The organism is Streptomyces sp. NPDC091289 (genome assembly GCF_044757365.1).
Lineage (GTDB): Bacteria > Actinomycetota > Actinomycetes > Streptomycetales > Streptomycetaceae > Streptomyces.
Genome location: NZ_JBIVUT010000009.1, coordinates 77,012 through 103,014 on the forward strand (window position 1 = coordinate 77,012; position 26,003 = coordinate 103,014).

Here is a 26,003-nt window from a genome sequence, read left to right on the forward strand (position 1 = left end):
GCCCCTCAGCCGTGGTCCGCCGCGGCGGCCGTCTCGGCGCGGGTCAGCCGGTGCAGCGCCAGGGCGATGCCCGCGGCGAGTGCCGCACAGATCACCAGGGCCAGGAAGCCGTGGCCGACACCGGTGGTCATGGCGTCGGCGGCGGGCGCGCCGGCGGAGGTCTCGCGCTGCAGGGTGGCCGCCAGGATCGTGCCGATCACGGCGATCCCGAGGGCCGCGCCGCTCTCGTTGAACGTGTTGAGGAGGGCCGAGCCGACGCCCGACTCCTCGCGGCGTACGTGGGAGGCGCCGATGCCGTACAGCGGGACGAAGCAGGTGGGCAGGCCCGCGCCGATGACGATCAGCGCGATGACGGCCGTCGGGACGCCGGACGGGCCGGCGGCGAGCAGGGCGGCGCCGGTGATCTGGGCGAGCGCCCCGGCCAGGTAGGCGCCGCCCGGACCGGCCCGGTTGATCAGGCTGGGCACGAAGAGAGCGAAGAGCAAGGAGGCCAGGCCCATCGGCAGCAGGGCGAGGCCGGTGGCGAAGGCGCTCATGCCGTGGGCGCCCTGGAAGTAGTTGCTCGCGAGGTAGGAGCTGCCCATCATCACCACGGCGGCGAGCAGCAGGCCCAGGCTGCTGAGCCAGTACGTCGGGATCCGCAGCAGGTGCAGGGGCAGCAGGGGGTCGGACTTCCCGAGCTCCGTGCGGGCCACCACCGTGAGCAGTACGGCGGACAGCGCCATGCTCGACCAGGCGGTGACCGAGGCCATCCCGTCGTGCAGCTGGATGAGCCCGAAGGACAGGCAGGCCAGGCCTGTTGTGGCCAGGAAGGCCGTGGGCAGACGCAGGGGCCGGCGGCCGGCCGGCGCCATGGCGGGCAGGCTGCGCAGCGCCATGACGCCCGCGGCGAGGCTCACCGGAACGTTGATGAGGAAGGCCCAGCGCCAGCTGACGGCCGAGACGACGAGACCGCCCAGCACCGCACCGAGGATGGCCCCGATGACGCCCAGGCCGCTCCAGAGCGCGAGGGCCGCCTTGCGCTGCTCCTCGTTCTCGTACACCGTCAGCACGATCGACAGCGCCGCGGCCGACAGCACCGCCGCGCCCAGGCCCTGCAACGCCCTTCCGGCGATGAGGAGTTCCTGGTTCCCGGCGAGACCGCACAGGACGGACGCGACGGCGAAGGTCAGCAGTCCGGCCAGGAAGGCCCTGCGCCGCCCGATCACGTCCGAGACCCGGCCGCCGAACAGCAGCAGGCTCCCGTACAGCAGGATGTACGCGCTGATCACCCACGGGAGCGCGGACGGCCCGGCGGGCAGGTCGGCGCCGATCGAGGGCAGGGCCACGTTGACGACCGTCACGTCGAGCATGACCATCAGCTGCGCCACGCCCACAGCGGCCATCGGCAGCCAGGACGCCTTGGCGGGCGTACGGGCCTCTCCTGGTCGGACATCCGTGAGTACAGGGGCTTCGGGCATGGGTGTCTCCTGGTCCGGGGCTCAATCGCGGTAATTACATTCATGCGAATGAATCGATAATGTAGTGCCGGCGGACCTAGACTGCCAAGCGTGGCGAACAATCCTCTTTCCGACCGGTGGCTGTCCCTGGTGCGCGTCGGCGCCCTCATGAACCAGCGGATCGAGCACGCCCTGTCCGAGAAGTACGACCTCTGTGTGAGCGCCTACGAGATCATGGAGGTGCTGTCGCACGAGGAGGCGTGGATCCGCCCGGGAGAGGTCAGCACCCGTACCTCGCGCAGTCAGCCACAGGTCTCCCGGCTGGTGACGCAGATGGTCGACGCGGGGTATGTGGCCCGTGAACCCTCCCCCGGCGACGGCCGCAGCTCCCAGATCCGGCTCACCGATTCGGGACACCGGATCTTCGCGGACGCCGCCGCGACCGTCGAGGACGTGCTCGGCCGGATCGCCGAGGAGAACGCCGACGCCCGGACGTTGATCAGCTGATCAATTGATCAGCTGCGCCGGCCCGCGTCGCGCGTCACGTGAGCCTGCCGCCTGTCGCGGATCCGGTCCGCCAGCACCGTCACCGCCGCCGCGAGGAAGACGAGCTGCGTCAGGGTGCGCGGGATCAGCTCGTCCCACCAGGTGTCGGCGGTGTCCGCCGCGTACACGTTGGCCGGGAACATCGCGATCAGCAGGACGGTGAGCAACCCGGCCGCCGGGGCGGCCGTCCGGCGCCACAGCAGGGCCAGGGCCCCCGCGATCTCGGCGACGCCGGTCACCGTGACAAGCAGCCCGGGGGACGGAAGGTCCGGCGGCACCATGGCGACGAGTTCCTCGCGCATGCCGATGAAGTGGGCTCCGCCGGTCAGCAGGAACATGGCCGCCAGCCCACCGCGCAGAGCGGTGGGCAGCCGCCGGAGGCGGTGGACCCCGCACGCTCCGACGAGCAGCGCGAGGCAGGTGATGCCGACGAGAGCGATGAGGGGTTCCACGGGGGGACTCAATCCTTTCGGGGCGTGGTGGCCCGGGGGGAGCGAGGAGGAATGTCGGTGGCGGCCCTCAGGGGTGGGGCTCGCTCGCCCCTTCCGCCGAGCGAGCCGAGCGTCGGACCGTGGCCCGGTCGATCTCCTGGATCTGGACGATCACGCCGTCCGGATCCGTGACGCGAACGCTGCGGCCGAAGTTCTCGTCGACCAGGTCGTAGGCGTAGCCCGCCGCCGCCAGTCGGTCCGCCACCGCCTCCAGGGGCTCGTCGGTGGCGAAGCCCAGTTCGGTGGTGCCGGGCGGGCGGCCCTGGGAGACCGCGGCGTCATGGATCCCCACCTCTCCGGCCCCCGCGGACAGGTGGGCCCAGACATCTACGCTCAGGTCGGGGCGGAGGGCGAGGCCCAGACCCTCGTAGAAGCGTCGTGACGCGGCCACGTCGGCGACGTATCTGATCGGGAGTACGGTCAGCATGGTGGTGGGTCCTCTTTCTCTCTGCGCTCCCGCGCGTCCCAGTCGGGCACACGGGTCCGTGGTCACCGGCAGTGTCGGTCCGGGGCGGGCCGAACAGGACGCGATCCGGGCGGAGTTTGCGGGAATCGGACGCGGGGAGGGGCACGGTTGATGGAATCCGTCACGCTCGACGCCTTGGACCGCCGGCTGATCCACGCCCTCCAGCTCGACGGACGCCTGCCCTTCAGCCGTATCGCGGCCGCCGTCGGCGTACCGGAACGCACCGTGGCGCGCCGCTACCACCGGCTCCGGTCGCGGCTGGCCCTGCGGGTGGTCGGGCTGGTCGACGGCGGGCGGGCCGGGATGCTGGACTGGATCATCAGGGTCCGCTGTGCGCCCGAGGCGATGCAGACGCTCGCCGTCCTGCTCGCGCGGCGGGAGGACACGTCATGGATCGCGCCGCTGGTGGGCGGCACCGAACTCACCTGCATGATCCGTACGCCGCAGCCGGGCGACGACGGCCGGCGCCCGTTCTTCGAGCAGCTCGCCCGGACGGCGGGGGTACGGGACGTCGACGCGGCCTGCGTGCTGCGGCCGGTCGCGGGTGTCGGCGGGTGGGCGGGGCGGCTGAACGCCCTCGACGAGGCGGAGCAACGCCTGCTGCGACCGCCGCGGCCGGGCCCCGTGCCCGTGGCAGGCCCCACGGAAGCGGCAGCGGAAGCGGAAGCGATGGCGGCGCCCGTGCTCGGCGCGGCCGACAACGCCCTACTGCGCGCCCTCTCGCAGGACGCGCGGGCGGATCTGGGGCGGCTGGCAGCGGTCACGGGGTGCTCGGAATCCACCGTACGGCGGCGCATCGGGCAGCTCCGGGACTCCGGGGTCCTCGCCTTCGAGGTGGAGATCGATCCGGCCCTGTTCGGGTACCCCATCGAAGCGCTCCTGTGGCTCGACGTCCCGCCGGCCGGGCTCCGGGCGGTGGCCAAAGCGCTGGCCGGGCACCCCCAGGTCGCGTTCGCCGCTCTCACCACCGGGCCCAGCTCCGTCTTCGCCATGGTGGAGTGCCGCAGTGTGAGCGGGCTGCACGCCTACGTGACCGGCGAGTTGGCCGCGCTGGACGGCATCACCGGCATCGAAAGCGCCGTGACCCAGCGACGTACGAAACGAGCCGGTCCATTGCTCGTGCCCTTGGCCGAAAAGCGTGCGGGTACGGCATCCGGCGGAGCTGCTGCGCCGTAGCGACACCCGGGACCTCTGGGACTCCTGGGGCTTCTGGGGCTCGGCGTGCCTCATGAGTTTTCGGACAACCGTGGGCCATCCGGGTGAGTGCAGACAACCCGAAGGGTCCGGGCCGGCCTCTCACAGGCCGGACACAGCGTCGCCACAGGTGAGTTGGGGCCGTGCTGAGCGTCCACGTTCCATCACGCACTCGGAAGTCCGGAAGTACGAGGAATGATGACCAGATCCCAGCAGGGCCGCACACACCGCCTGACCCGCCCCTCGATCGCCATCGCCGCGGCCGTCGCCGTGACGGCGGGCGTCGTCGCCGCCGCGCCCGACGCGAAGACGGCGGAGCCGACGCCGAAGCTCGGCCTCGTCGCCGCCTCCACCTCGGTGACGCTCGACTCGTGGAAGGACGACCCCGGCGTCTATCTCGACCTCGGGACGTATGTCACCTCGGAGAACGGCGCCTTCGAGGTCAAGGTGACCCGTAAGTCCTACAAGGACCCGGTGGTCGCCACGCAGATCCTGCGCAACGGGAAGAAGACCACGTCCAAGGCGCTTCCCGCCGGGCTGGTGAAGGACTTCTCCGGGCTGCCGGACTTCGTGAAGATCGCGGTCACCGACGCGGCGGGCAAGACCGTGCTGAGCAAGACCGAGGCCTTCTGCCCGAACAACGCCTCCGGGCGGATCCGGCCGGACGCCCCCGCCAACTCGAAGTATCCGCAGAGCTGTCCGGTGAACCCCTTCACCCTCGGCTCGGTGTGGGGCGTCGAGAACGGCTGGGCGTCCAACACCTACGCCGGGTACTACTCCGACCCGGTCCAGCTGGCCGCCGGGACCTACACCGCCAAGATCTCCGTGACGAAGAAGTACCGCGACCTCTTCGGCATCGCCGACAAGCCGCAGAGCGTCAAGGTCGTCGTGCGCGAGCGCAGTTGGGAAGAGGAGGAGGGTGGGGGCGTGGCCGCCGCGCCCCGCAGCGTCGCCCCGAAGTCCGACACATCGAAGTCCGACGCCACCAAGTCCGACGCATCGACGTCCGACGCATCGAAGTCCGACGCCACCAAGTCCGGTGCGCGGACCGCCTCTTCTGGGCACGAGGGGCACGAGGGGCACGCCGGCCATGAAGGGCACGGGCAGGCCGCCGCACCCTCCGCCCACGCCGGGCACGGCGCTCCCGCCCGTACCGAGGCCCCCGCCGGCCGGACGACCGGCGCCGGCTCCACGTTCAACGTCGGCCACGGGCCCTACCCGCCCGCTCCGCCCGCCCTGCCCTGGGCGCTGAAGAAGGAGTCCCTCCAGCGGCAGGCCTTCTCGGCCGCCAAGGTCGGCGACCACGCCGGGCAGACCGACGGGTCGCGCCAAGCGCCCGGCGTACCGCCCAACGCGAAGCGGCCCACCGGCAAGGCCACCGTGCCCGACGTGCCCAAGCCGGACCTGCGCTCGCTGCCCGCGTACGGCATCACCGTCAGCGACGGCTACGAGGACGTGCCCGGCAAGGACTACCTCGCCTTCAGCGCCAACGTGTGGAACGCGGGCCCGGCCAAGCTCGTCGTGGACGGCTTCCGTTCCCCGGGCAAGGAGCTGATGGACGCCTACCAGTACTTCTACGACGCCGACGGCAAGCAGGTCGGCTACACCCCGACCGGCACCATGGAGTGGGACCCGCGCCCCGGCCACGAGCACTGGCACTTCACGGACTTCGCCAGCTACCGGCTGCTGAAGGCCGACCAGAAGGAGTCGGTGCGCAGCGGCAAGGAGGCGTTCTGCCTGGCCAACACCGACGCCGTCGACTACACGGTGAAGAACGCCAACTGGCACCCGGGCAACACCGATCTGTCCACCGCGTGCGGCCAGGAGAACTCGATCTCCGTCCGCGAGGTGCTCGACGTCGGCTCCGGTGACACCTACACCCAGGACCTGCCCGGCCAGTCCTTCGACATCACGGACCTGCCGAACGGCACGTACTACATCCAGGTCCTCGCCAACCCGGAGAACCGGCTCAAGGAGACCGACCACACCAACAACAGCGCCCTGCGCAAGGTCGTCCTCGGAGGGAAGAAGGGCGCCCGCACGGTGAAGGTGCCCGCCCATCACCTGGTGGACGCCAACTAGCTTTTGTCAGCGGTGCGTTGATTCGCCCGCATGACGTACGTCCCACGTACGTCATGCGTACGTCCCACGTACGTTCCGACGGCCCCGGGAAAGCGTTCCCGGGGCCGTCGGCATGCGGTGACCCAAACCCGAGTTCTCGCCAACTCGCCCGTGCACCCGTAACCCCGGCCCCCGCAGCACCGCGGTTCCGCCGCGCCTCCCCCGCCCCACCGCGATTTCCCCGGTCAGGGACGCACCCGGGTGCACACGAGGCGTCCGGGGCGCCGCGGAAGGCACCCTTCCGTCTCGTGGGTACGGGGAGGGGGCTTGCGGCGGGCACCGTCGTCGACCAGGCAACGCATCGGTTACCTATGCGTAGCGCATGTGTGGCGCAATTCACTCCCCTCCAGGGGTGGTTCTGGAAGCATCTACGCCACGAGATCGGGCCATACATACCGCCGCGGGGGGAGTGGCCATGGGGCTGCTCGGCGATGAGCTGGCGTTCGGGCGGGCTCTGACCGCCCCGGAGTACGAGAGCGTCATGGCCCTGGGGCACCGCAAGGAGTACCCGGCCGACGCCCCGCTCCTGACCGAGGGCGACCGGACCGGACACGTGGTGATCATGCTCCGCGGCTGGGCGACCGTCTCCCGCACCACCGACCGCGGCGCCACCCGGCTCATACTCGGGCTGCGGGGGCCCGGCGAACTCCTGGGAGAAATGGCCGCGTTGGACAGTCACCCGCGCAGCGCCACCGTACGGGCGCTCGGCACCGTCGAGGCGAGCGTCATCGGCGGTGACGCGTTCCGCCGGTTCCTCGCCACGCATCCCCGGGTCAGCGGGCTGGTGATACGGCAGCTGACCTTCCGGCTGCGCAGCGCGGACCAGGAGCGCTCCGCCCTCGCCTCCCTGACCGTCCTCCAGCGCCTGGCGAGCCGGCTCACCGAACTCTCCCGGGTCGCCCCCTCGGGCCCCTACGCGCCGTCCGCGCCGGGCTCCGGGCACGCCGGTACCAGGCAGCCCACCGGGGCCGTCGTCCACCTCGCCCAGGACGAACTGGCCGCCACCGTCGGGGCGACCCGGGAAGCGGTCGCGAAGGCGCTGCGGCTGCTGCGCACCCAGAACATCGTCCGCACCGGTACGCGCATGGTGGAGATCCTCGACCCCGCGCTGCTCGCCCTCCTCGCGGAGGGGCACCGGGAGTAAAGCTCTGCCCCGCCGTGTGTAAACGGCTACAGACGGCCTTCGTCCCGGGCCGGAAGCTGTACGGGACGGCAAGCGGTGGCGGAGAGAGAGCGGGGCACGGGGTGGAGCACGACGCGTTGGATGCCGGTGAGGCACGCTACGAGCTGGTCATCAGCGTGGACGCCAGACGTTCCGGGCAGTACAGCGACTCGGAGAAGCCCCGGATGCGGGAGCGGATCTACCGGGTCCTGGAGAACGCGTTCGCCCAGGCCGGGGTGGTCCGGGACGCCGTCCACATGGAGGACCGCGGGGACGGCGTGCTGGTGTCGGTCCCCGGCCGGTTCGCGGTGACGCGGCTGCTGGGCCTGTGGATGGTGGAGGTCCACGAGAACCTGCGGGAGGAGAACGGCGCCCTCATCGTGCCGCTCGGGCTGCGGGTGGCGATGCACGTCGGGCCCGTACGCCACGACAGCCGGGGCATCAGCGGGCGCGCGGTCGACCTGACCTGCCGGCTCGCCGACTCCACCGTCGCCCGGGACCTGCTGGACCGCGAGCGGGCCGATCTGGTCCTCGCCGTCTCCGACTCCCTCTACGTCGATGTGGTCTCCGCCGGGGGCAAGTTCATCGAGCCCGCGCGCTTCGCCCCGGCGCGGCTCGCCCTCAAGGAGGGCCCCGTCACCGCCTGGTTCCACCTGCCGGGACGGCCCGCGCCGGACATCGGGCCGGTCGCTCCGGAGGAGCCGGCCGCACCGGTCGGTGGTCCGGTCGCCGGACCGGCCGTTCCTCCGCCCGCCGCCGGACCGGCCGTCGCCGCCGATCAGGACGGCGACAGGGGCGGAGGCGGATACGGAGACGTGGACGACGAGGACATGGACGACGTGGAGGACGAGGACGGGGAGGACGGGGAGGCGCCCGCCCGGTACATGGCCAAGGGCGATCTCTCCGTCCACCAGCACAACGTCTACCAGCAGCCCGTACACATCGGCCGCGTCACCGGCGCCGGACCCCGGAAGGACTGAGCATGGCCGACGAAGCAGTGGCCGAGGGCCCGGCCGACCGCCCGGCCCCGCAGCCGAAGGACGCCCGCTCCCCCGAGGCACCGCCGCGCGGTGAGGCGCGCAAGGACGACAAGGCCAAGGACGCCCCGGACGGCAGGGGTTCGCCCGGCCCCTCGGGTTCCCCCGACGCCCCCGGCGCCCCCGACGCACCCGATTCCGCCGCCGACGACGAGGCCGCCGAGCGGGAGAAGGAGCGGGAGCGCGCCGCGGACCGCTTCAAGGATCTGACCCGCGACCCGCTCGCCGAGGACGAGGGGGAGAAGGAGCCGACCGACCTCGCCGCCGCCACGCGCGCCCGGCGGGCCGGGCAGAAACTCCTCACCAGCGGCCGGGACTTCACCAGCTTCGACCGCTCGCGCATCGCCCACGCCCACGTCGGCGACATCAACGTCTCCCTGGACGCCCGTCGTTCCGGCCTCACCCTGCGCGACGGCCCGGTCCCCGAGGACGAGCTGCGGCGGCTGCGCCGGGCCCACATCGAGCCGGAGGGGTACGTACGGCTGCGGCGGGCGCTGGAGTCGCGCCGGCTGCTGGTGCTCGGCGGGGCCCCCGGCACCGGCCGGACCAGCACCGCCCTGGCGCTCCTGGACGAGGTCACCCGTAACGGCGAGGGCGCGGAGAACAGCGAGCGGGTACGCCGTGCCGCCCCGGAGGAAGGGGTGCGCAAGCTGGCCGACGAGGTGGCCTCCGGGGAGGGTGGCCACCGGCGCGGCACCGGGTATCTGCTGGAGCCCGCCCTGGACCGGCCGGGCACCCTGCCGCCCGACGGGATGGACCTGGACCAGCTGGCCTCGGCGCTGGCCGGGCAGGGCTCGTACGCGGTGGTCGTGGTGAGCGTCGGCTCGGCGGCCAACCCGCTGCTGGCCGGGCGGTACGGGGCGATCTGCCCGCCCGCCCCCACCCGTGAACTGGTCGCCGTCCGGCTGCGGGAGCGGCTGGAGGAGGAACACGGCGACCGGGCCCCGGACAGGGGCCGGGAAGGGGGTGGGGGCCGCCACGGGAACGGGGGCCCGCACGGGGACGGGAGCAGGGGCGGGGGCCCGCACGGGGACAGGAGCGAGGGCCAGGACCCGGTCCCGGACCGAGGCTCGGACCAGGACCGGGACCCCGACGGAGCACTCTCCCGTCTGCTCGCACGCGCCGCCGAGCTCCGTGAGGACCCCGAGGTCACCGAAGCGGTCGGGCTCGATGACCTGCGCCCCGCCGAGGCCGAGCTGTTCGCCTCGCTGCTGGCCGGGCATCTTCTCGGCACCCTCGGCCGTGAGGAGTTGCTGTCCGGGTGCCGCGGGCTCGCGGCCGGCCAGGCGTACGAGTGGTTCGCCGGGGTGGACCGGGCCCTGGCCGCCCCTCCGCCCGGCGACAGCCGAACGCCCGGCGACGGCCGGACGCCCGTGCGGTCCGGCACCGCCGCCCTGTTCCACCCGGTGGCGTTCCGGATCGCGCTCGCGGTCCTCGGTGGCGCGTCGCACAGCGCGGTGTCCTTCGCCGCCCATCTGCTGACCTGGGAACTGTCCGTACAGAGCGATCCGGACAGCACCCCGGCCCGCCCCCTGTTCTGCGACGACCCGGAATCAGACCTGGCGCTCTCGCGCGCCCGGCCGGTCGACGGGGACGTCGACGTGGCGGGCGTCGAGGTGAAGGGGCGGCTGGTCTTCTACCGGGGTGCCGCGCTGCCCGCCGCCGTGCTCGCCGAGGTCTGGGACCGGCACTTCCCCGTCCGGGCCCCGGTCGTCCGCTGGCTGCGGCTGCTCGCCGACGACCCCCGGCCACAGGTGTCGATGCGCGCCGCGGTGGCCGCCGGGGAGCTGTCCGTACGGGACTTCGAGCACGGGTACACGGAGGTGATCCGGCCGCTCGCCGAGGCGCCCACGCCGCGCCGCAGGGTCTTCGCCGCCACCGCGCTGGACCAGGCCGTCGGGCATGCCTCGCACCGCCGGGCGGTGCGCAAGGTGGTCGACGACTGGGCGCGGTACGGCTCGGCGTCGCTGCGCTGGACGGCGGCCATGGCGCTCGGCTACGGGCGGTCCGCCGACTCGATGGACGACACCCTGGACACGCTGGCCCGGATCGGGGTCCGCGACGACGGGGAGCTGCTGGCCGTGGCCTCGCTGAACGTGGTCCGGCTGCTGACGCTCCCGGAGTCCCCCGTCGTGCTGAAGCGGCTGGCCGACTGGACCGGGCACCGCGGCGAGGAGTACCAGGACCTCGCCCTGGTGACCATCGTCCGGCTGGCGCTGACCGACGTGGACGAGGTCCTCGACGACGAGCCCGGCACCCCGCTGGGCGACCGGGGCGACTGGCCGCTGCTGCTCGCGCTGACCGCGACCCGGCCCGAACTGACCGGGAGGCTGGCCGACCTGTTCTGGACGGCGCTCAACACCGCGCGGTCCCAGGACGTGGCGCTCGACGCCCTGGAGCACATGCTGCGCTCCGCCACGCGCAAGAACGGCCGCGAGTGGACGCGGCCCGGACTGGCCGCGCTGCTGCCCGCCCTGACCGCCGAGGAGCACGACCGGCGGCGGCTGGACTGGCTGCTGCGCCGAATGATGAGGGATCAGGACCGTCCGCTCACCGAGGAACGGGCGAACGCCCTGTGGTGGCTCGCCGTGCCCGCACGGCGGCGGCGGTCCGACGAGGAGGAAAGTCATGGCTGAGGAGAACGGCGTGGCCGAGGGCGGCGCGCTGGACCTGTCGAGGCCCGCGGGCCCGTTCCTGCGGGAGTACAAGCCGACGGGCTCGTTCCGGAAGAGCGGCGCCCGCACCACGTCGGTGCTGTTCTACCGGCGGGGCTACAGCGTGGCCGGCGTCTCCGGCATCGACCACTACGACAAGCCGCCGCTGGCCCGGCCGCACACCGTCTGCGAGATCGCCGTCGGGACGTTCGTCACCACCCTGAACCTGGAGCTGCCCGCCTCCGGCGGGGCGACGTTCTTCAAGGCGGAGGTGGACATCCACTGGACCGTCGAGGACCCGCACCTGGTGGCGGTGGAGGCGGTCACCGACATCGCCCAGCGGCTCACCGCGCCGACCCTGGAGCGGCTGCGGGAGGTCTCCGCCCTGTACCCGGTGCACCAGGCACAGCAGGCCAACGCCGACATCACCCGGACGTGCAGCTCCGGCCGGTGGAACGACCTCGGCACCGACCTCGGACTGCGGGTGCGGCTCTACGTACGGCTGCAGGTGGACGACCGGACGATCGGCCACGTGGACGCCGTCCGGGAGGAGGCGTCCGAGGCGGAGCTGAAGGCGATCCGCCAGGAGCGCTACCTCGCGATGCTGCGGAGCGGGGATCTGGGGCAGCTCAGCCACATGCTGGCCGCGGACCCCGACGCGGCCAACGCCTTCCTGGAGAAGATCCGCCAGGAGGGCCGGCAGGACGAGAAGGACCGCGCCGACCGGGTCTTCGCCATGATGGCCGACGGCTATATCCACTCCGACCAGATCGAGCGCCAGGCGCTCGACCAGCTCAACAGGAGGCCCGTCAGCGTCCAGGGCCCCATCGGCTCCCGGCCCGCCCGGCGTGCCCCGCAGGAGCTGGGGCCCGCCCGCGACGAGCCGTTCACCCCCGACTGGGTGTCGGACGAGCCTCCTGTACGCCGGCGGCGGCCCGGCCCGGACGCCGAAACCGGCCCCGAGCCCACGCGCCGGCGCCGGCCCGACCAGGATGTCGACACCGACCCCGACACCGGCCCCGAGCCCACACCCCGGCCCCGTCCCCGGCCCCGGGACGCCGATCCCTACCTCGATCCCTACCCCGACTCCGTACCCGAGCCGCCCGCGCCGCGCGCCCGCCCGCGCGACGACGGCTGGGGCTGGGCGGAGGGCGACGGATGAGCGCCGACGGCGGTACACGGACCTCCCCCGCCCCGACCGCGCCGGTGCCGGACGGGGGTCAGCACCGGCCGGACAGGGCGGGGGAACGCATCGCGGAACGGCTGCTGGTCACGGTCCGGGAGGACCTCGGCCGGGCCGACTCCAAGGCGGCGGTGCTGCTTTCGGGGGCCCTCGCCCTGCCCGCCTTCCTCATCGGGCGGCACGGCTCCCCCGACTGGCAGGGCCCCGGTGACCTGGCACTGGTCGCCGCGGGCCTGCTGTGGGTGGTCGCGGTGGCCGCCCTGGTCCGCGCGCTCCTGCCCCGTACGGGCACGGTCCGCGACCAGGAAGGGGTGACGTACTTCGGGGACCTGCTGGCCCCGTTCGACTACGACGTGCTGACCGCCCGGATCAACGAAGCGGGCCGCGACCCGGTCGGCTGGCTGCTCGTCCAGGCCGTGGACGTCAGCGCCATCCTGTCCGCCAAGTACCGGGCGATCCGCTGGGCGGTCGCCACGCTCGCCCCGTCGGCCGTGCTGGCTCTCGCCTGGAGCCTGACCGCGCGCTGACGTCCCGTACGGACAGGTGTGCCGCGTCCAGGGGCACACCACCGCCGACTACAGACAGCAACTGCACAAGTACCTCACGACACCACGCAGACACGGCAACGACAGTAAAAGGGGACGGTCGTGCGAACTGACCGAAGAAGAGACCCGGCCGGCACCGGCCGGGCCCGGCGGGCGGCACTGTCCGTCCTGGCCGGTGCGGCCGTGCTCATCTCCCTGACGGCACCGGCCTCCGCCGGTCCGGAGCAGGCCGCGGCCGCCGCGCCCGCCGCGCCCGCCTTCTCCTCCGTCAACTACGCGGTGGCCGTGGACCAGTCCGCGAGCCTCGCGCCCGAGGACATCAAGGCGGAGAAGGCCGCCGCCGCCCGGATCGCGCTCGGCGACGTCTCGGCGACCTCCCACATCACCGTGTTCGGCTTCGCCGCCGCCGAGTCGGCCGATCAGCGGGCGGTGGACCCGGTCTGCCCCCGTACCCGGCTGGACTCGGCGGGGCGGGAGTCGATCGGGGGCTGTGTGGAGAAGCTGCGCGGCCGCAAGAAGAGCGAGGGCACGGGGACGGACTTCCCGAGCGCGATACGCCAGGGCGTGCACGAACTGAGCTCGGGCACCGACCCGTCGGTCCCCCGGGTGCTGTTCCTGCTCACCGACGGGGAGATGGACGTCACCGGCAGCCCCCAGTACGGGGATCCGGCGCACCGCGAGGCCGAGGGCAAGCGGCAGTTGGAGCTGGAGCTGAAGAACGCCGCCGCCAAGAACGTACAGATCTGGCCGCTCGGCTTCGGTCCCGCCCCGGACAAGGAGCAGCTCGACAAGATCGCCGCGGGCGGCTATCAGAAGGGCTGCGTCGACCTGAAGTCCGCCCGCCCCACCGCTCGTAAGGTGTCCGGGGCCAAGGACGTCGGACCGGTGCTGGAGAAGATCTTCGCCGCCGCGCACTGCCTGCGCTACCAGGCGGGACCGAGCAAGCGCCCGCCCGCCACCCTGCCCATCACCATCTCGCCGCTGGCGACCGTCGGCTCCATCGTCGTCGACAAGGGCTCCCCCGAGGTGACCGTCACCTACACCGACCCGCTCGGCAACAAGGTGCCCACCAACGGCGAGTTCGAGGACTCCACCTTCGAACTCGCGGGCGGCGGCAACACCGTGGAGGCGCTGAAGATCATCGACCCGGTGCCCGGCCGGTGGAAGGTCGATGTGAAGGCCCCCGAGGGCCACCGTTCGCTGCCCGTCGGCGTCAGCGTCCTGTGGCAGGGCGAGCTACGCGGCTCCATCACGATGGACCCGCCCTCCCCGCAGGCCGGGCAGAAGGCGACCGTCACCATGCGGCTCCAGACCCGTGAGGGCTACGAGATCAAGGACCCGGCCGACTACGCCGGTCTGAAGGTCAGCAGCGAACTCACCGGCGACGGCTTCGCGCCCCTGCCCCTGCGGCTCGCCGACGACGGCCAGGGGCCCGACCCCACGAAGAGCGACGGCTCCTTCAGCGGTACGGTCACCGTCCCGAAGAGCGCCGACGGCGCCCTGAAGGTCAGCGGCACCCTCACCGCCTCCGGGCTCAGCGCCGACACCCGCAGCGAGGGCGGCCGGGTCGCCCCCGGGGCCCTGCCCGTCACCACGGCGCTCGGCCCCGTCCGCGGCGACGGCCACCCCGGGGACACCGTCACCGCGAACCTCGCCGTCACCAACACCACCGACGCCCCGCACACCCTGCGGCTCTCCCTCGCGGACGTCCGGGCCGGGCTCCTCGGTGTGAGCCCCGCCGAGATCGTGGTGAAGCCCGGCGCGTCCACCACCCACGAGATCCGGCTGAGGATCGGCGACGCGAAGGCCTTCGAGGGGCGGCTCGACGACGGGCCCCTCGGCATCGGCGGCACCGTCACCGTCCAGGACGCCACCGACGACAACCGCACCCTGGTGCGCACCCCGCTCTCCGTCCAGGTCACCCCCGAACCCAGCCTGCTGGACCGCTATTGGTGGGTGCTGGTCGGCGCCGTCGCGCTGATCGTCGTCGGCGTCCTGCTGGCACTGGCCTGGCTCCGGCAGCGACGCCGCCGCCGCGACCCGTACGGGCTGATGCTCCACCTGATCTCCGAGGACGGCGATGTGCTCGGCGTCCACAAGGCCGGGCACGGCCAGAAGCAGTGGTACGCGTTCGACATCGCCGAGGCGCACAGCAACCCGCGCATCGAGCGGCGCACCCACGGCCTGTACGCCGTGCAGCGCAGCCCCGAGGGCGGCGCGGTGCTGCGCAGGCGCGGCGGCGGCCGGACCCGGCTCACCGCGACCGGCCGGGTCGAACTCACCGACCGGCTGAGCCTCGCCCTCGGCGAGGACTCCGTACGGCCCACCGCCCCCGGGCGGCCCGATCCGGTGAGCACCGGCGGACACGACGACTACCTGTGACGCCCATTGACGAACCGGCCCGACCCCGGCCGGATGCGGGAGGAACCCCATGAAGATCTTCCAGCCGATGCTCTTCGTCGGCCTGGGCGGGACCGGCGGCCTCGTCGGCGCCGAACTGGAACGCAAGCTGCGCGTGGACCTGTGCGGCCCCGACGGCACCGCCCTCCAGCACATCGGCGGCCTCGCCCCCTACCAACTGCCCGACTGCCTGCAGTTCGTGTACGCGGACTTCAGCGAGCCCGACCTCCAGCGGCTGCCGCAGTTCAACGTGGACTCCTCGCTGCGCGCGGCGTACGCCCGCACCTCGCGCGCCACCCACAACCTCCTGCCGAACTTCGACAGTTCGCCCGAGGTGACCCAGATGCTGCGGGCCAGCCTGCGCGACGAGGTCGCGGGCTGGCTGCCCCCGCGCGACGGCGAACCGCGCGTCACCCCGCTGCACAACGGCGCCGGGCAACTCCCCACGGTCGGCCGCGCCGCACTCTTCGCGACCCTGCGGCACTCCCTCCAGCCGGTCCTGGAACCCCTCCTCCAGGCCATCGACGCCATCGCCAAGTCCGCGGGCGAGCTGAGCGAACTGGGCGGCGGCCGGGTCACCGGCTGCGACGTCTTCGTCGCGTTCTCGGTCGCGGGCGGCACCGGGGCCGGGATCTTCCTGGACTACCTCCACCTGATCAACCAGGCGTTCAAGATGCGCCGCTTCAACGGCGTGAAGATCTACCCGCTGGTCGTCATGCCGTCTTCCTTCCCCGCCGCCACCGGGGGCGGACGCGAGGCGGAGCTCAACGCCGCCCGCTCGCTCGTCGACCTGTTCCGGCTGGTCGACGGGCAGAACGCGCCGACCGCCGGCGCGGAGATCGGCGACCTCGACCAGGAGACCGGCCTCGGCATCCGCTACCCGGGCACCACCCCGGTCCGGCTGCGCACCGGGATCCTGCCGACCGCGTTCCTGTTCAGCCCGACCGCGGGCATCCGCCAGGACGATCTGCGCCGCTCCATCGTCTCGCTGGTGATGTCGCTGATCGGCACCGAACTGGGCGACAGCCGCGCCCAGGGCCGGTCGATGGCCGGCGACGACGACTTCCAGACCTTCGCCGCGAGCTTCATCAACCGGGGCGTGCACCGCAGCGCCCTGTCCCCCACCGGCATCGGCCGCCAGGGCGTCTCCACCAGCCTCGTCGCCTCGATGACCGCGCCCATGGACCAGCTGGCCGATCTGGTGGCCGGGCGGCTGCTGCGGGTCGCGGTCACCGAACTCGTGGAACGCCCGCGCAACCCGGCGAAGGACGACGCCGTGCCGCTGGTACGCCAGCTGTTCGCCGACTCCCACCTCGAAGAGCTGTGGGAGCGCAAGCAGTTGCCCGTCGAGGACCCCCAGCCGCTGCCGCGCGGCGGCAAGGCGATCGAGGAGGCCCTCAACAACCGGATCGGGGACATGCAGCGCCTGCTGTCCGAGCTCCAGGGCATCGCCGACCGGCAGGCCGCCACGATGGCGGCCCGCTTCAGCCCGCGCCCGGCGATCGAGACGCTGCTCCAGCGGGTCGACCCGTTCCTCGCCGAACGCCTCGTCAGGGGCGTCCCCGACAGCGAGGACGAGATCGCCCGGCTCGGGTTCCTCGGCATGCTCACCGCCCGCTCCCGCTCCCCGAAGCGGCCCCCGGGCGTCACCGACCAGCCGCCGAAGACCCCCCGGATCAAGGGCCGCATCGCCGGAATGTCCCCGGCGAGGTGGGGCGACGACGACGTACGGGCCGCGCTCCAGGCCCAGGACAGCTGGTACCGCTGGCGAAGCCGGGCCGTGTGGCACGAGGCCTGGCGGGAGCAGCAGCAGCGCTGGCAGTCGCAGGCGGACATGACGGGCACCGATATGACCCGGCTGGTGAACGCCTTCCGCAAGCAGGCCGACCAGGAGCGCAAGTCCGCCGAGCAGAAGGGCCTGGAGCTGTACGCGGAGCGCACCGGCATCTCGTACCTCCTGCCGCCGCAGCGCAGCCTCAACCACTTCTACGAGGACGTCGTGGACCGGCTCGTGCGCGGCGAGGGCCTCCGCGACGGCGACGACGAGGCGTCGCTGCTGCTGCGGCTCATCGACGGGGACACCTGGCGGGACGTCCACGCGCGGAGCCACCGCAGCCCCGACGGGGCGGTCGGCGTCGTCAAGGCCCGGCTGGAGGGCCGCATCACCCGGCTCTTCGCGGAGAGCGGCGCGCAGTTCGAGGAGCGGCCCCTGCTGCCCTCGATGAGCACCCTGCTGGCGGCCGCCGCCGGTGACGCCGACGCCACCGACCAGGTCAGCAAGGAAGCCCTCGACCTGTTCAGCCGCAAGCTCGCCGCCCTGCTGCCGGTCGGCTTCACCCCGGAGGGCACCGGACCGCTGCGGGTCCTGGTCACCCACCCGCGGGTGCAGGCGGCGGAGGAGGTGCAGGAATACCTCACCAAGGCGTTGCGCCTGCCGTCCGACGCGAAGAACTCCGTCGAGTACCGGGGCGTGGAGAGCGACTCGATCACCGTGGTCCTCTTCCGCAGCGAGATGAGCCTCACCCAGGTGCCCGAGGCCCGCAAGGTGCTGCGCCAGTGGGCCAGGGCCAAGGACGACGAACAGGCCCACGACGTCCTGCGCTGGCGACAGCGCCTGGGCTTCGAGGACGACTGGATGGTCAGCAGCGAGGAGGACCGGCGCACGATCCTGCACCGCCTGCTGTGCTGCCTGTGGAACGGCCAGGTCGACGTCCTGGACGGCGACACGTCCTCGCCCTCCCGGGTGCGGCTGCGGCTCTTCCCGGAGAAGGGGGCGAGCATCCCCGGCGTTCGGCTGCGTCTCGGGGACTTCCCCGGCGGCATCTCCAGCTGGTCGGAGCTGCTGCGCTCCTACGAACGCTGGACCGTCCTGGACGACGAGAAGACCGTGGAGGACTACTGCCGCAAGCTGATGAGCGCACAGCCCCTCGGTCTCGCCCGGGCCGGCAGCACACCGCACCCGCTCTTCGTCGAACTCGTCGAGCGCATCGCCCCGCGCCAGCTGGAGCTCCTGGAGGAGCGCCGGGAGCACGGCGGACAGCGCGTGGACGGCTGGATCCGGCCGCTGTGGGAATTCTGGGCCGAGACCCTGCCCGCCGCCCTGGACACGGAGTTCGGCGACCAGCACGCGATCCAGCCCACGCTGCGCACCCTGCTGGAGTACGCACGCGGCGGCACCCCGAAGGCGCCGCCAGCCCGGCCCGCCCCGGAGCGCCGGCGCGCCCCGGCGGACGACGAGGACTGGGGCACGGCGGCCCCGACCACCGACGAACGCCCGGCGGACGACCGGTTCCGCGAGGACACCGTGCCCGCGCCGCGTCCGGCGGCCCGCTCCGTCCCGTACGAGGCGGAGGAACGGTACGGGGAGGAGCGGTACGGAGGCGGGGCGCGGTACGAGGAGGAGCGGTACGGGGCCGCCCCCGCGCGCGACGAGCGGGGCCGGGGCGGGCGGTCCGGCGATGCGGGCTTCGGCGATGAGCGGTTCGGCGATGAGCGCTTCTCGGGTGACCGGTCCGGCGATGACCGGTTCGGCGACGAGCGGTTCGGTGGCTCCCGGCCGTCCGGCGATGACCGGTTCGGTGACGAGCGGTTCGGGGGCTCTCGGCCTTCCGGCGACGAGCGGTTCGGTGACGAGCGGTTCAGTGGCTCCCGGCCATCCGGCGACGAGCGGCCCCGGGGCGAAGCGCGTCGGGACGAGGAGCGCCGGGACGAGCGGTTCGGCGACGAACGGTTCAGCGACACACGGCCGTCCGGCAACGACCGGTTCACCGACTCCCGGCCATCCGGCGACGACCGGTTCACCGACTCACGAACGTCCGGCGACGAGCGGGCCCGGGACGAAGCGCGTCGGGACGAGGAGCGCCGGGACGGCGGCGGGGCGGACGGGTTCGGGGGGCAGGACCGGCCGCCGGTGCGCCGCCCGGCCCCGGGTGGTGGCTGGGACGGGGACGGCTGGGACGCGGACGAGGACGCCGCCGGGCGTTCCTACCGGAACGGGGGCCCGCAGTGACCCCTCCCGAGGACACCACCGCCGTGGTCCGTCTCGACCTGCGCGCCGGGGCCGCGGCCCTGGCCACCGCGCAGGCGGTACGCGACCGGGTGGCCGAGCAGCTGGGCCGGGCCGGACTGCCGGAACCCGACTACCCGTTGTTCCTGGTCACCGACACCCCGGCCGGGCTGACCGACCACCAGCTCCAGTACGAACTGCTCTCCGGCTACCGGGCGGTGGGCGAGACCAGGATCCTGGTGCTGCTGGTGGGCAGCTCCCCCGGCTCGTACGCCGGCGGGGAGGAGGCGTATCTCCCCGACCGCCGGCTGGTGCGGCCCACGACCCTGCGGGCCTCCACGACCGGCCTGGTGTGGGCCGGTGATCTGCGCTCCGCCCGTACCGCCCTGGACCGGCCTGCGCCGGACGACCCCGCGTCGCTGGCCGTCCTGGTGGACCTCCTGTCGGTCCCGGACGTCTTCGTCCGGGTCCTGGAGGGCCTGCGGAAGCTGCCCGACTCCGTCGCCGCCCCCGGGGTCCGGCTGCTGGAGCAGGACCTGCCGGCGGAGGTCCGGGACCGGGCCTGGCGGGACGCGCTGACCCGGTTCGCGGGTGAGGACAGCGGGTCCGGCGACCCGGTCGACGTCATCCCGGACGCCCGGCTGCCCGAACCGCTGCGCGCACTCGTGACGGGGCGGGACGGCCGGGGTCACGGGCACCGCCGGCCGGACGGCCAGGCGAACCACGCGCACCGGACGTGCGCGGAATCCCTGGACCGCGCGGACGAGAACCTCGACGCGCTGCGGGCCTTCCCGGGCCTGCTGCACCCGGCCCGGCGCGAGGCCCTGGAGGCGGATCTGCACCAGGCCCGCGAGGACCTGGACGGGTTCCGCACCCTGGTGGAGCGGGCTCTTTCGGGCGGCGGCGGTGCGGCGGCGCCCACCGCGGAGGCCACCGCCCGGCTCGGCGCGCTCGGGCTGCGGGTACCCGTCACCGACCGTGCGGGGGAACGCGTCGGCGAGGGGCTGCGCGAACTGGCGGGCTCGCTCCTCGGCGACGGGCTCGCGCTGCGTTCGGTGGCCCAGCACTTCACCGCGCTGGCCGGGCGGGTCGAGCCGGTGCCGGGCACCGCGCTGCTGCACCGGCTCGCCGACCACTCCGAGGAGTCGGTGAACCGCGGTTCCGCCACCGAGTACGCCGCACCGCCCCGCACCCCGGGCGCGGTGCTGCTCATGGCGGGCGCGGCGGGGCTGCTGGGCTCCTTGTGGCAGTGGCCCGCCGTCCTGGCGGCCCTGGTGGTGCCGGTGGTGTTCGTGGCCGTCGCGCTGCTGGGCGCGGCCCGGCTGCGCACGGGCCGGCGCGCCGCCCGGTGGCCGGTGGGCCCCCGGGTCGCCGCCGTCGCCGGTGCGGTGGCCGGGGCGGTGGTCGCGTATGCCGCCGACCCGCCGCTCTGGCTCGGCGGGACCGGGCTGCTGGTCGGTCTCGGGCTCACCGCCGAGGCGGTCCGCCGGCTCTGGCGGGACGCCGCCGGCTCCTGGGCCGCCGGGCGCGGCACGACGGCGCTGCGCACCGCGCTGGACGGGCTCGACGCCCTGCTGGCGGAGCTGGTCCGCGAGCACTGGGCGGCCGAGGAGCGGCTGTACTGCGCCGACGCCGCCCGCTCGGTGGCCGGGATGCTGCGGGCGACCGCGGCCGCCGCCGACGCCCAGGCCGCACCGGAGCCCGTCGCCCCGGCCGGGGCGGGCGGTTCCGATCCGTACGGGGACGACGACTGGCTCTCCGCGCCCTCCGCGCTGGAGACCCTGGAGTCCGGCGGTGCCGACGGGGGCGCGGACGACGGCGACTGGGCCGCCGCCTACGCCTGGGACAACAGCCCGGCACGGGACCACGACCGGGACGACGACCGGGACGACGCTCCGGGCGGCGACCGGGACAGCCGGCTGAGCAGCGACCGGTACGACGCCCACTACGCCGGTGACGCCGGTCGCGACGCCGACCTGTACGGCGAGGGCCCCGGCCCGTACGGCGTGCCCTCCCCGGCCGCGTACCCCGCCGGCCCCGACGACGCCCCGTGGGACGACGGCGGGGGCGACCGCGCACCGCGCTGGCTCGACCGGGAGATCGGCGAGGGCGGCCCGGAGCTGGTCGCCACCCTCGCCGGGGACCTCCGCAACACCGCGATGGCCGCCATGGCCCCCTACTGGGGCGCCGTCGAACGCGGTCAGGCCGGGGCGCTCGCCGTCGCGCGGACCGAGGAACGGGTCCGCGAACTGCTGTCGGCCGCCCGCCACCACCTGTGGCGTTACGGGGTGCTGGCCCCGCCGCCGTACCCGGGCGACCACCGGGCCCGCACCACGGCCGCCGGGCTGCTGGGCACCGATTCGCTGCGGGTCGCCGAGCTGGTGGGGCGGGAGGCGGACCGGGGGGCCGTCGTCCAGTTGTCCTCGCCGGAGCAGGGGGCCCTCCTCAGCCGCGATCCGGAGGCCGCCCTGTGGATCCGGTTCGCCCCTGGAACCCTCCAGGGCGAGGTCGAGGCCGCCTGGCGCAAGAGCGGTTCGCCGCCGGTGGAGGAGGCGCTGTGGACCTCCTCCGGGCGGTACGCGGGGCTGATCCGGCTCACGCCGCTGCGGATGGGCGTGGTCGACACGGTCCTGCCCCGGCAGAACACCGGCGGCGCCGACCGCACCGAACCCCCGTCCGTGCACGCCGAGTTCAGGGAGGACGACCGGTGGTGAGCACCACGCCGCTGGGCCGGCCCGCGTCACCGGGGGCCCCGCGCCCCCACCTCGTGTTCACCGACCCCGCCGGGCGGCGGCGCACCGCCCCCGCCCGCTTCGGCCCGCCCTCGCGCCGGGACCCGGCGCTGCCCCAGCGCATCCGCAACGGGCTGCTCGACGACCGGGGCCAGCAGTGCGTCCAGGTGTTCCTGTCGGCGGCCGACGCCGCCAACCCGGCGGCCCGCGCCCTGCTCGACACCGAGGCGGGCACCGCGCTCCACCTCGACCGGACCCTGGAGAACACCCCGTACGCGCACCTGTTCCCCACCGTCATCGGCTACGAACTGGACACCGCCGAGCCGTTCCTGCTGTACGCCGCCCCGCGCGGCACCGCCGCCGGGCGCACCCATGTGATCTCGGCGACCGACCAGCGGGTGTTCGCCCGGGACCTGACGCTGGCCCTGTGCCTGCTGGACGGCCAGGGCCTCGTGGCGCGCGGGATCTCCCCCGCGACGGTGCTCTGGGACGGTACGTCGGTGCAGCTCTGGGGACTTGAGGGCGTCGCCCGCGCCGGACGGCCCCGGACGCCGTGGGGCCGGGCCCCGTTCGCCCCGCCCGAACAGCACCGGGGCGAGGGCCTCGTCGATCCCCGGGACGCGGTGTGGAGCGCCGCCCAGGTGCTCTACCAGCTGGTGACCGGCCGCCCGGGCCCCGCCGACCGGGCCCCGGCCGACCTCGCGCAGCACCGGGTGCTCGCCGGGACGCTGCCCCGCGCGTTCGCCCCCACGGCGGCCGGCCGGCCCGCACCCGGGGCCCTGCTGGAGCTGCTGGCCCCCGAGGAGGCCCGGCGGCTGAGGCCCACGGCCGGGGACGGGGCGCGCCCGCACCGGGAGGCGTTCGACCGGGCGGTGGAGGCCAAGCGGCGGACGCCCGGCACCGCCGGGGACACGACGGACGGGGAGCCCGACGACGGGCCCACCGGCGAGGTGCTCTGCCCGTACTGCCTGGAGGGCATCCAGCTCGACCTGAACAAGCTCTATGTGACGGACGACCAGATGCAGTACAAGCCCCTGGACCTCTCCCGCATCGGCAACCCGGTGCGGCGCGAGGACGTCATGCGGGGCGCGGTCCAGCAGTGCACGGCCGACCCGGACTTCCCCGAGCACCACATCCCGGTGCCCTACCTCACCCACGGCCGCCCGCTGACGGTCGCCATGATCGGCCAGTCCAGCACCGGGAAGAGCCATCTGCTGACCCAGATGATCGCCGAGATCACCGACGGCGGCCTGGAGCGGTACGGGGTGGGCTGGCAGTCCGTCAACCCGGAGCAGCACGCCCGCTTCGTCCGCGAGCGGGTGCAGCCGCTGCGCAGCGGCAAGGTGCTCGACCACACGAGCGGGGTCGGCCTGGACGGCTTCGCCCGGTTCGTCGAGTCGCTGCTGCTCACCGACGCACGGGGGCGGGTGCGCCCGGTCGCCTTCTTCGACCTCGGCGGGGAGGACCTCGTCCGCACCGACGGGGCGTTGCGCTTCCTGCTCGGCATCGACGCCCTGGTCTTCGTCGTCGACCCGGCGCTCGCCCTGCCGCTGCCACAGCTCGACGAGGTGCGCAGGCGCTGGGGCACGGAGGTGGACCGGGACGGCGACGCGGCGTTCGGCACCGTGCTCGACCGGCTGCCGCGCACGGGCCCCTATCTGGAGACCCCGGCGGCGATGGTGCTCGGCAAGTCCGACCTGCTCCGGTTCCAGCCGCCGGTCGACCGCTGGCTGGGCGAGGGCCCGCCCGCCGCGATCGGCCCGGACCAGTTCCTGGAGGAGAGCGGGGACGTCTACGCGCTGCTGCGGCAGCACGCCGGACAGGCCTGGCTGCGGCCCTTCGACGCGTTCCGTCGCTGCACCCTGCACATCGCATCGGCCACCGGTGGCCAGGAGAGCCAGGGCCGCTACCCGGCGGGCACGGGACCGCGCCGGGTGCTGGAACCCCTGGTGTCGCTGCTGGCGATGCACGGGATCATCGAGGCGCCCGGAAGCGCCGCATCATCATTCGGCGTGGGAAGGGAAACGCGGTGAACGACGCCCTCGATCGGCGTGAGGAGACCGGCCGACGCGACCGGCCCGACGGCCCCGACGGACCCGGCCGGCCCGGCCGGCTCGACCAGGTGGTCTTCCGCTGGGACGGAAACCAGGGCCGCTCCAGTGCGGGCATGACGGCGGTGGCACACTCCTGCTCCGCCGAGCGCGCGGAGGACCTCCGCCGCGAACTGGGCCCGCTGCTCTGGGTACCGGGCCCCGGCCCGGCCCCCCGCCCGAGCAGCGTCCGCGTCCCCTCCCGGACGGGCGGGACCGTGCTCCTCCAGCGGTGGCCCACCAAGGACCGGGGCGGCCGGCCCAGCACGGCCTGCCACGCGGTGTTCGGCGACGCGGACACCCTGACGCCGCTGCGCTGCCTGGGCCTCGGCGGCAGCGCCTGGAGCGACCGTGCCGTCGCCGAGACCGCCGCCGGGGGCCTGCCGACGCTGGACAGGGCCCGGCTGCGGGCGACGGCGGCCGAGCGGCTGCGCACGATGGCCCAGGAACTCCCGTCGGTGAAGAAGCCGTTGATGGTGGTGACCGCCGAGTGGCTGCGCGACCCGTCCCGGCGGCTCTCGCTGCTCGCGGAGGAGCACGATCTGCCCGGCTGGCCGCGCCTCAACACGGCGCCCCTGCTCTATCTCGGGCTGCTCTCGGTGTTCGGCGACTGGTTCGGCACGGAGTGGAGCTACGCCACGTACGACACCGTGGACACGCACTCGCTGCGCCTCACCTGTGTGCCCCGCTGGACGTCCCAGGCGGCGGGCGCCCGGTCGCTGGCGCGCATCCGGCTGCGGCTGCCCGCCGAGGGGGACGTCGAGATGGCCGCGGCGAAGGAGATGGTCGAGTACGTGCTCGACCGCCCCGGCGCGGCTCCGGGCGTGCCCCACCTGACCGGCGAGCTCCTCTCCGGGGCCCACCTGCCCCGGCAGGAACGGCGCGACGCCCTGCGCCGCATGCTGAACACCCGGCACGCACCGGCCGAGCACGAGCTGCGCCCCGTACCGGAGGAGCGATACGTACCGGAGCAGCGATACGAGCACGAGGAGCGCCGGGCACCGGCAGACCGCCCCGTACCGGAGGAGCGATACGCACCGGAGGCGCGCCACGAGCAGGAGTACCGCCGCCTGTTGGAGGAGCTGCTGGTCCACCAACGCGTCGACGCCACCCAGACCGCACGGCTGGCCGCCCGGCTCCGGGACCTCCGGGACGCCCCGCTGCTGTCGCTCCTGAGAACCGACGGGCTGCCGTGGGCCTCCCGCGATCTCGTCCTCGCCGAGCTGGCCCGCCCCGACCGGCTGCGGTCCCGCGACCGGGCGACCGAGCACGAGCTGTGCACCGAAGTGCTGCGGCACAACCTGTACTTCAGGCCCGCCCGGCACGAGCCGGGCAGCCCGTCCGGCCCCGAGATGCGGGAGCGTGCGGCCGAGCTCTTCTCCTGGGCCGTCGCCCCGCTCGTACGGGACCCCCACCATGCCCCCGACCTCCGGCCGCTGTTCAACATCTTCCTCAAGGACGGTCGTGACACCGGCATGGAGTGGCTGCGCCGCGTCCTGGTCACGCCTCCGGGCGGCCGGGCGCCGGACCTGCCCCCGGAGCTGTGGCAGCAGGTCGTCGCGGACCTCCTCGCCCACCCCGCACCCGCCCCGGCGAAGCCCCCGGTCCCCCTCCCGCCCTCGTACGCGGCGTCGTCGGCAGCCGCACCGCCCCCGCGCACGGCACCGACGCCGACACCATCCCGGACGACGACCGCACCCCCGCCACGAACGCCACCGGCGCACACGACGCAGGTGTCAGCACAGCCGGCACAACCATCACGACCGGCACAGCCGACGCAACAACCGGTGCCATCGGCCCACCCGGCACAGGACGGGCACTCCCGGCAGGCCGGCGGCTTCTCCGACCTCCTCTACAAGACCTGGTTCGTGCCCACGTTCGCCGGGGTCGTCGGAGCGGTGATCATCAGCCTGCTGGTCCTGATCATCACCAACTGA

General features: G+C 73.9%; 16 protein-coding genes. 13 read left to right on the plus strand and 3 right to left on the minus strand.

What is annotated here, in order from left to right; genetic code table 11:
- Positions 1–5 precede the first annotated feature (5 nt).
- Positions 6–1,460 carry an MFS transporter gene (locus ACIQPT_RS13795; RefSeq protein WP_401155682.1) on the minus strand — a complete coding sequence of 485 codons (1,455 nt, stop codon included), beginning with the start codon at positions 1,458–1,460 and terminating at the stop codon, positions 6–8.
- A 90-nt stretch (positions 1,461–1,550) separates the two neighbouring features.
- Between ACIQPT_RS13795 and ACIQPT_RS13800 the strand changes: the two genes are divergently transcribed.
- A complete protein-coding gene (locus ACIQPT_RS13800) occupies positions 1,551–1,946 on the plus strand; it encodes a MarR family winged helix-turn-helix transcriptional regulator (protein WP_401155684.1) in 396 nt (131 codons plus the stop codon).
- 8 nt (positions 1,947–1,954) lie between these two features.
- On the opposite strand, the gene ACIQPT_RS13805 is transcribed toward ACIQPT_RS13800, so the two are convergent.
- Complete coding sequence (locus ACIQPT_RS13805) at positions 1,955–2,437, minus strand: hypothetical protein (protein ID WP_401155686.1); 483 nt, start codon at positions 2,435–2,437, stop codon at positions 1,955–1,957.
- A 67-nt stretch (positions 2,438–2,504) separates the two neighbouring features.
- Positions 2,505–2,903 carry a VOC family protein gene (locus ACIQPT_RS13810; RefSeq protein WP_401155688.1) on the minus strand — a complete coding sequence of 133 codons (399 nt, stop codon included), beginning with the start codon at positions 2,901–2,903 and terminating at the stop codon, positions 2,505–2,507.
- Between the two features lie 150 nt (positions 2,904–3,053).
- On the opposite strand from ACIQPT_RS13810, the gene ACIQPT_RS13815 reads away from it, so the two are divergent.
- The 12 genes from ACIQPT_RS13815 (at position 3,054) to ACIQPT_RS13870 (ending at position 26,003) form a co-directional block, all read left to right on the plus strand.
- Positions 3,054–4,118: an Lrp/AsnC family transcriptional regulator gene (locus tag ACIQPT_RS13815; RefSeq protein WP_401155690.1), complete on the plus strand. Its 1,065-nt coding sequence runs from the start codon at positions 3,054–3,056 to the stop codon at positions 4,116–4,118.
- Positions 4,119–4,331: 213 nt separating this feature from the next.
- Complete coding sequence (locus ACIQPT_RS13820) at positions 4,332–6,218, plus strand: lysyl oxidase family protein (RefSeq protein WP_401155692.1); 1,887 nt, start codon at positions 4,332–4,334, stop codon at positions 6,216–6,218.
- Positions 6,219–6,672: 454 nt separating this feature from the next.
- A complete protein-coding gene (locus ACIQPT_RS13825; protein WP_401155694.1) occupies positions 6,673–7,401 on the plus strand; it encodes a Crp/Fnr family transcriptional regulator in 729 nt (242 codons plus the stop codon).
- 101 nt (positions 7,402–7,502) lie between these two features.
- Positions 7,503–8,399 (plus strand): hypothetical protein, encoded by an 897-nt coding sequence (locus tag ACIQPT_RS13830; RefSeq protein ID WP_401155696.1) that lies wholly within the window; start codon positions 7,503–7,505, stop codon positions 8,397–8,399.
- A 2-nt stretch (positions 8,400–8,401) separates the two neighbouring features.
- On the plus strand, positions 8,402–11,092 hold the full coding sequence (locus ACIQPT_RS13835; protein WP_401155698.1) for a hypothetical protein: 2,691 nt from the start codon (positions 8,402–8,404) through the stop codon (positions 11,090–11,092).
- Positions 11,085–12,272: a hypothetical protein gene (locus ACIQPT_RS13840; protein WP_401155700.1), complete on the plus strand. Its 1,188-nt coding sequence runs from the start codon at positions 11,085–11,087 to the stop codon at positions 12,270–12,272. Before ACIQPT_RS13835 ends, ACIQPT_RS13840 begins: the two co-directional genes overlap by 8 nt.
- Positions 12,269–12,820 carry a Pycsar system effector family protein gene (locus tag ACIQPT_RS13845; RefSeq protein ID WP_401155702.1) on the plus strand — a complete coding sequence of 184 codons (552 nt, stop codon included), beginning with the start codon at positions 12,269–12,271 and terminating at the stop codon, positions 12,818–12,820. The genes ACIQPT_RS13840 and ACIQPT_RS13845 overlap by 4 nt, the downstream gene beginning before the upstream one ends.
- A gap of 120 nt (positions 12,821–12,940) precedes the next feature.
- Entirely contained in the window at positions 12,941–15,220 is a 2,280-nt protein-coding gene (locus ACIQPT_RS13850) for a VWA domain-containing protein (protein WP_401155704.1), read from the plus strand.
- 49 nt (positions 15,221–15,269) lie between these two features.
- Complete coding sequence (locus ACIQPT_RS13855) at positions 15,270–19,247, plus strand: tubulin-like doman-containing protein (RefSeq protein ID WP_401155706.1); 3,978 nt, start codon at positions 15,270–15,272, stop codon at positions 19,245–19,247.
- Positions 19,244–21,958 (plus strand): hypothetical protein, encoded by a 2,715-nt coding sequence (locus ACIQPT_RS13860; RefSeq protein ID WP_401155708.1) that lies wholly within the window; start codon positions 19,244–19,246, stop codon positions 21,956–21,958. The genes ACIQPT_RS13855 and ACIQPT_RS13860 overlap by 4 nt, the downstream gene beginning before the upstream one ends.
- Positions 21,955–24,009: a hypothetical protein gene (locus ACIQPT_RS13865; RefSeq protein ID WP_401155709.1), complete on the plus strand. Its 2,055-nt coding sequence runs from the start codon at positions 21,955–21,957 to the stop codon at positions 24,007–24,009. The genes ACIQPT_RS13860 and ACIQPT_RS13865 overlap by 4 nt, the downstream gene beginning before the upstream one ends.
- Positions 24,006–26,003, plus strand: coding sequence for a hypothetical protein (locus ACIQPT_RS13870; protein ID WP_401155711.1), 1,998 nt, complete (start codon positions 24,006–24,008; stop codon positions 26,001–26,003). Before ACIQPT_RS13865 ends, ACIQPT_RS13870 begins: the two co-directional genes overlap by 4 nt.